A 6,274-nucleotide genomic window follows, 5' to 3' on the forward strand; every position below is an offset into this window, starting at 1 on the left:
GGTCAAGCTGCTGGGTCAAGCTGCTGGACGCCGGCGGCAACGAGGTGAAGATCCCCGGCACCGACCACTCGGTGACGATCGGCTTCCAGGTCGGCTCGCTGATCCAGATCCGCGACGGCCAGGACCTGGCCCCGGGCGAGGTGCTGGCGCGCATTCCGGTCGAAGGCCAGAAGACGCGGGACATCACCGGCGGTCTGCCGCGCGTGGCCGAACTCTTCGAGGCACGCAGCCCGAAGGACAAGGGCACGCTGGCCGAGATGACCGGCACGGTGTCGTTCGGCAAGGAGACCAAGGGCAAGGTTCGCCTGCAGATCACCGATCCGGAAGGCAAGGTCTACGAAGAGCTCGTCCCGAAGGAAAAGAACATCGTGGTCCACGAAGGCCAGGTGGTCAACAAGGGCGAGTCGATCGTCGACGGTCCGGCCGATCCGCAGGACATCCTGCGCCTGCTGGGCATCGAGGAACTGGCGCGCTACATCGTCGACGAAGTGCAGGACGTCTACCGTCTGCAGGGCGTGAAGATCAACGACAAGCACATCGAGGTGATCGTTCGCCAGATGCTGCGCCGCGTGCAGATCGTCAACCCGGGCGAGACGGCCTACATCGTCGGTGAGCAGGTCGAGCGTTCGGAGCTGCTGGACACCAACGACCGGATGGTGGCCGAAGGCAAGATGACGGCGACGCACGCCGACGTGCTGCTGGGCATCACCAAGGCGTCGCTGTCGACCGACAGCTTCATCTCGGCGGCGTCCTTCCAGGAAACGACCCGCGTGCTCACCGAGGCTGCCATCATGGGCAAGCGCGACGAGCTGCGTGGCCTGAAGGAGAACGTCATCGTCGGCCGCCTGATCCCGGCCGGTACCGGCATGGCATTCCACGACGCACGCCGCGTCAAGGAAGAGATGGACGACGCCGAGCGYCGTGCCATCGCGATGCAGGAGGCGGAGGAATTCGCCTCCGTGCAGGAAACCCCGGCGGAAGCCGGCGGCGACGCTGCCGAGTGAGTGTTCGCGCTTCGTGCGGAAAGGGCGGCTTCGGCCGCCCTTTTTTCATTCCGGGGGTGCGGTCCAGGCTTCGGGCCTCAGGATCGCCAGGCCGCGCGGGAGGGCCCGGCGCGCCAGCCGCAGCACGGCGCGGTCGCGAGTGAACAGCCAGTCGGCGCGGAGCAGGGCGAAATCGATGAACTTCTGGTCGTCGGGGTCGGTGCAGCGCAGCGGCGCGGCCAGGCTGGCGGGTGGTGGAAGGTCTTCAATGTGAGCGCGTGCACTCCATGTTGACCAGATGAGGTCGGCATCCATCGATGGATTGCGAGGCAACCCTCGACGCAGCACCTCGGCCAGCTCGTCGCGCATCGCGGCCGTGGCGACCCATTGCAGCCGGCCGTTCTCGACCGCGCGGACGATCGGAGCGACCCCCGGGTTGCCGAACACCAGCCAGTCGAGCACGACGTTGGTGTCCAGCACGGCGCGGGGTGGGTCGAAGCGGAACACGGGTGCGGTCATATCCCTGGCTTGCGGGTGTACGGGGCTACGAATATAATCGCGGGCTTTTCGGCAGATTCTGCTTCGCTCTTTTGTCGATCCGGCGCGTGGGTTCATGAATTCCACAAGCTGGTCGACCGGGCGGTCAACGATCCCGCAGCCTCGCGGTTCCATCGTTCGGCCACACGCCCAGGGAGGGCGCGACGCTTCTTCCGAGAGTGCTCAGGCCTCTACAACAGAGATCCGGGCAGTGACTTCAAACGGGAACAAGTTACCAACATGCCAACCATCAACCAACTCGTCCGTCTGGGCCGCGAGGTCGAGAAGACGAAGTCCAAATCCCCGGCGCTGCAGGGTGGACCCCAGCGCCGCGGTGTGTGCACTCGCGTGTACACCACCACCCCGAAGAAGCCGAACTCGGCGCTGCGTAAAGTGGCCAAGATTCGCCTGACCAACGGGTTCGAGATCATTTCCTACATCGGCGGCGAAGGCCACAACCTGCAAGAGCACAGCGTCGTGCTCGTGCGCGGCGGCCGCGTGAAGGATCTGCCGGGTGTTCGCTACCACATCGTGCGCGGCTCGCTCGACCTGCAAGGCGTGAAAGACCGCAAGCAGTCGCGTTCCAAGTACGGCGCGAAGCGTCCGAAGGCCGGCAAGTAAGCTGGTTCGTGAAGTCGTCATCGCGGGAGTGCAAGCTCCGGCATGGCGTGTTGCGGTTGCGGTGGGTGCAGATCCCGCCGGGCCGAGTAAGTGGAAGCCCGGGCGCCGGAAGCGCCTTCGTGGTGACCGCGGTGCAGGCAGCGATGCCCGCGCCAACTGAAGATAAAAGGAAGAGCAATGCCTCGTCGTCGCGAAGTACCCAAGCGTGAGATCCTCCCTGATCCGAAGTTCGGATCGGTCGACCTTTCCAAGTTCATGAACGTGATCATGGAGTCCGGCAAGAAGGCTATCGCCGAACGCATCATCTACGGTGCCCTGGAGCAGGTCGAGAAGAAGTCGGGCAAGGATCCGCTGGAGATCTTCACCGTCGCGCTGAACAACATCAAGCCGATGGTCGAAGTGAAGTCACGCCGCGTCGGCGGTGCGAACTACCAAGTTCCCGTGGAAGTTCGCCCCGTCCGCCGCGTGGCCCTGGCCATGCGCTGGCTGAAGGAATCGGCCCGCAAGCGCGGCGAGAAGTCGATGGCCCAGCGCCTCGCCAACGAACTGCTGGAGGCCGTCGAAGGCCGCGGCGGCGCGATGAAGAAGCGCGACGAAGTGCACCGCATGGCGGACGCCAACAAGGCGTTCTCGCACTTCCGCTTCTAAGAACGAAGTCCCCAGTCCAACGGCCGCTCTTCGGGTTTACGCGAACCCGCGAGCGGCCCCTGCTTTTGGAGTGCCATCATGGCCACCCGCAAGACCCCCATCGAGCGCTACCGCAACATCGGCATCTCGGCCCACATCGACGCCGGCAAGACCACGACCACCGAGCGCATCCTGTTCTACACGGGTGTGAACCACAAGATCGGTGAAGTGCACGATGGCGCTGCCACGATGGACTGGATGGAGCAGGAGCAGGAGCGCGGCATCACGATCACGTCGGCCGCGACGACCTGCTTCTGGAAGGGCATGGAGCTCAACCACCCCGAGCACCGCATCAACATCATCGACACCCCGGGGCACGTGGACTTCACGATCGAGGTCGAGCGCTCGATGCGCGTGCTCGACGGCGCCTGCATGGTGTACTGCGCCGTGGGTGGCGTGCAGCCCCAGTCGGAAACCGTCTGGCGCCAGGCCAACAAGTACAAGGTGCCGCGCCTCGCGTTCGTCAACAAGATGGACCGCACCGGCGCGAACTTCTACAAGGTCTATGACCAGATGAAGGCCCGCCTGAAGGCGAACCCGGTGCCCATCGTGATCCCGATCGGCGCTGAAGACGGCTTCAGCGGCGTGGTCGACCTGATCAAGATGAAGGCGATCATCTGGGACGAGGCCTCGCAGGGCATGAAGTTCGACTACAAGGACATCCCGGCCGAGCTGCAGGCAGACGCCAAGAAGTGGCGCGAGAACATGATCGAGGCCGCCGCTGAATCCAGCGAAGACCTGATGAACAAGTACCTCGAGTCGGGCGACCTGAGCGAAGCCGAGATCAAGCTGGGCATCCGCACCCGCACGATCGCGAGCGAGATCCAGCCGATGCTGTGCGGTACCGCGTTCAAGAACAAGGGCGTGCAGCGCATGCTCGACGCGGTGATCGACTTCATGCCGTCGCCGATCGACATCCCGCCGGTGCCGGGCACCGACGAGGACGAGAAGGTCGTCACCCGCAAGGCCGACGACAACGAGAAGTTCGCCGCGCTGGCCTTCAAGCTGATGACCGACCCGTACGTCGGCCAGCTGACCTTCGTGCGCGTCTATTCGGGCGTGCTGAAGTCGGGCGACTCGGTCTACAACCCGATCCGTGGCAAGAAGGAGCGCATCGGCCGGATCCTGCAGATGCACGCCAACCAGCGTGAAGAAATCAAGGAAATCCTGGCCGGCGACATCGCCGCCTGCGTGGGCCTGAAGGACGTGACGACCGGCGAAACGCTGTGCGATCCCGACCACGTCATCACGCTCGAGAAGATGATCTTCCCGGAGCCGGTGATCTCGCAGGCCGTCGAGCCGAAGACCAAGGCCGACCAGGAAAAGATGGGCATCGCGCTGGGTCGCCTGGCGGCGGAAGATCCGTCGTTCCGCCTGCGCACCGACGAAGAGTCGGGCCAGACCATCATTTCCGGCATGGGCGAGTTGCACCTGGAAATCATCGTCGACCGCATGAAGCGCGAGTTCGGCGTGGAAGCCAACGTCGGCAAGCCGCAGGTGGCCTACCGCGAAACGATCCGCAAGTCGGCGACCGATGTCGAAGGCAAGTTCGTTCGCCAGTCGGGCGGCAAGGGCCAGTACGGCCACGTCGTGCTGAACATCGAGCCGCAGGAGCCGGGCAAGGGCTTCGAGTTCGTCGACGCCATCAAGGGCGGTGTCGTGCCGCGCGAATTCATCCCCGCGGTGAAGAAGGGCGTCGAAGACTCGCTGCCGAACGGCGTGCTGGCCGGCTTCCCGGTGGTCGACGTGAAGGTCACGCTGATCTTCGGTTCGTACCACGAGGTCGACTCGAACGAAAACGCGTTCAAGATGGCCGCGTCGCTGGGCTTCAAGGACGGCTGCCGCAAGGCCAGCCCGGTCATCCTCGAGCCGATGATGGCCGTGGAAGTCGAGACCCCGGAAGACTACGCCGGCAACGTGATGGGTGACCTGTCATCCCGCCGTGGCATGGTGCAGGGCATGGACGACATGCCTGGCGGCGGCAAGGTCATCAAGGCCGAGGTTCCGCTGTCGGAAATGTTCGGCTACTCGACCACGCTGCGCTCGATGTCGCAAGGCCGTGCCACGTACACGATGGAGTTCAAGCACTACGCCGAAGCTCCGAAGAACGTGGCCGACGCGATCATCACCGCACGCGGCAAGTAATTCAGTCAGTTAGACGAAGCCGGTCTTCGTCGTCTGCTTCGCGCGATGCCAGTGGCGCGCGAAACCAGTGGGCGGCGGAGACCTTAAACCCAGCACTGGAAGTGCTCTTTGATACGGAGAATCTGAAATGGCAAAAGGCAAATTCGAGCGGACCAAGCCGCACGTGAACGTTGGGACGATCGGTCACGTGGACCATGGCAAGACGACGCTGACGGCGGCGATCACGACGGTGCTGTCGGCGAAGTTCGGTGGTGAAGCGAAGGCGTACGACCAGATCGACGCGGCGCCGGAAGAGAAGGCGCGCGGCATCACGATCAACACGGCGCACGTCGAGTACGAGACGGCGAACCGCCACTACGCACACGTCGACTGCCCGGGGCACGCCGACTACGTGAAGAACATGATCACSGGTGCGGCGCAGATGGACGGCGCGATCCTGGTGGTGTCGGCCGCTGACGGCCCGATGCCGCAGACGCGCGAGCACATCCTGCTGGCCCGCCAGGTGGGCGTGCCGTACATCATCGTGTTCATGAACAAGTGCGACATGGTCGATGACGCCGAGCTGCTGGAGCTCGTCGAGATGGAGGTTCGCGAACTGCTGGACAAGTACGACTTCCCGGGCGACAAGACGCCGATCATCCACGGCAGCGCGAAGCTGGCGATGGAAGGCGACAAGGGCGAGCTGGGCGAAGGCGCGATCTTCAAGCTGGCCGATGCGCTGGACAGCTACATCCCGACGCCGGAGCGYGCGATCGACGGCGCGTTCCTGATGCCGGTGGAAGACGTGTTCTCGATCTCGGGTCGCGGCACGGTGGTGACGGGCCGGATCGAGCGCGGCGTGGTGAAGGTCGGCGAAGAAATCGAGATCGTGGGCATTGCCGCGACGCAGAAGACGACCTGCACGGGCGTGGAGATGTTCCGCAAGCTGCTGGACCARGGCCAGGCGGGCGACAACGTCGGCATCCTGCTGCGCGGCACGAAGCGTGAAGACGTGCAGCGCGGCCAGGTGCTGTGCAAGCCGGGCAGCATCAAGCCGCACACGCACTTCACGGCTGAGGTGTACGTGCTGAGCAAGGAAGAAGGCGGCCGCCACACGCCGTTCTTCAACAACTACCGGCCGCAGTTCTACTTCCGCACGACGGACGTGACGGGCGCGGTGGAGCTGCCGAAGGACAAGGAAATGGTGATGCCTGGCGACAACGTGAGCATCACGGTGAAGCTGATCGCCCCGATCGCGATGGAAGAAGGCCTGCGCTTCGCCATCCGTGAAGGCGGCCGCACCGTCGGCGCCGGCGTCGTCG

The 6,274-nt window shown here is 64.4% G+C and carries 5 protein-coding genes and 1 pseudogene; 5 read left to right on the plus strand and 1 reads right to left on the minus strand.

Annotated elements, in window-relative coordinates; genetic code table 11:
- Nucleotides 1-1,004: pseudogene (locus AC1D1T_RS29170) on the plus strand (DNA-directed RNA polymerase subunit beta'); the annotation flags it as partial.
- A gap of 45 nt (nt 1,005-1,049) precedes the next feature.
- Here AC1D1T_RS29170 and AC1D1T_RS29175 read toward each other — a convergent pair.
- Entirely contained in the window at nt 1,050-1,598 is a 549-nt protein-coding gene (locus AC1D1T_RS29175) for a PIN domain-containing protein (protein ID WP_477828853.1), read from the minus strand.
- A gap of 162 nt (nt 1,599-1,760) precedes the next feature.
- Between AC1D1T_RS29175 and rpsL the strand changes: the two genes are divergently transcribed.
- From rpsL to tuf, 4 genes are all read left to right on the plus strand, one after another.
- The gene (gene rpsL / locus AC1D1T_RS29180) at nt 1,761-2,141 is read left to right on the plus strand and encodes a 30S ribosomal protein S12 (protein ID WP_047510966.1); all 381 of its coding nucleotides are present in this window, start codon (nt 1,761-1,763) and stop codon (nt 2,139-2,141) included.
- A 177-nt stretch (nt 2,142-2,318) separates the two neighbouring features.
- The gene (rpsG, locus tag AC1D1T_RS29185; RefSeq protein ID WP_047510968.1) at nt 2,319-2,789 is read left to right on the plus strand and encodes a 30S ribosomal protein S7; all 471 of its coding nucleotides are present in this window, start codon (nt 2,319-2,321) and stop codon (nt 2,787-2,789) included.
- Between the two features lie 78 nt (nt 2,790-2,867).
- Nucleotides 2,868-4,973 (plus strand): elongation factor G, encoded by a 2,106-nt coding sequence (fusA, locus tag AC1D1T_RS29190; protein ID WP_047510970.1) that lies wholly within the window; start codon nt 2,868-2,870, stop codon nt 4,971-4,973.
- A gap of 127 nt (nt 4,974-5,100) precedes the next feature.
- The coding region (tuf, locus tag AC1D1T_RS29195; RefSeq protein WP_477993002.1) for an elongation factor Tu at nt 5,101-6,274 on the plus strand (1,174 nt) is incomplete at its 3' end.

Source organism: Rhizobacter sp. P2_H3 (genome assembly GCF_056403355.1).